Below are 902 nucleotides of genomic sequence, written 5' to 3' on the forward strand. Positions count from 1 at the left end.
ATGGACATCGACATAATCAGCTAGCGGTTTGCTTTGTTCTTTCTGGTTTTTTAGCCAATTAATTTTTTCTTGATCAAAGCCTTTTTCATCATACAAAGTGCCCTTTGAGTCAGACACCGTGATTGCGATGCCTCCGAGCATACAGACTTTTTCAGCGGCATGTAGTGAGACATTGCCCGCGCCTGATATTAATACCTTTTTACCTTTAATATCTTCATTTTGCGCTGTGAGCATATTTTCTAAGAAGTAGACAGCACCATAGCCTGTGGCTTCTGTACGCATTAAGCTACCACCAAAACCCACACCTTTACCAGTCAACACGCCGCCATGCTCATGAGTCAGATTTTTGTACATTGCAAACATGTAGCTCACTTCACGCCCCCCAACACCAATATCACCAGCTGGTACGTCAACGTCTTTATTTACATAGTGATGCAGCTCACGCATAAAGGCATAACAAAACCGGCGAATCTCGCTATCTGATTTTCCTTTAGGATCAAAGTCCGAACCACCTTTACCGCCGCCCATAGGCAAACCAGTTAAAGCATTTTTGAAAATTTGTTCAAAGCCCAAGAACTTCAACACGGATTGGTTGACAGTAGGATGGAACCGTACGCCACCTTTATAAGGGCCTAAGGCATTACTAAACTGTACCCGCCAGCCACGATTGACTTGAACCTCACCTTTGTCGTTCTCCCAATTGATACGAAAAGCGATAACACGATCAGGCTCTACTAGGCGCTCAAATATTTTGAATTTTTCGTATTGAGGATGAGCATCATATAAAGGGGTAATGGTAAGAGCAACTTCCTTAACCGCTTGAATAAATTCAGGTTGATGGGCGTAGCGTGATTCGATTTTTTCGATGACCTGACTAATACTCATATATCTTCCTTAACTAT

1 protein-coding gene is annotated in these 902 nt (G+C 42.6%); it reads right to left on the reverse strand.

Going from position 1 to position 902, the window contains the following annotated elements; translation table 11 throughout:
* Positions 1–885: Glu/Leu/Phe/Val dehydrogenase dimerization domain-containing protein (locus ACS8FD_RS18085; RefSeq protein ID WP_439276864.1), on the reverse strand; the 885-nt coding region annotated here is incomplete at its 3' end.
* Positions 886–902 lie beyond the last annotated feature (17 nt).

The organism is Psychrobacter sp. 1U2 (assembly GCF_051847575.1).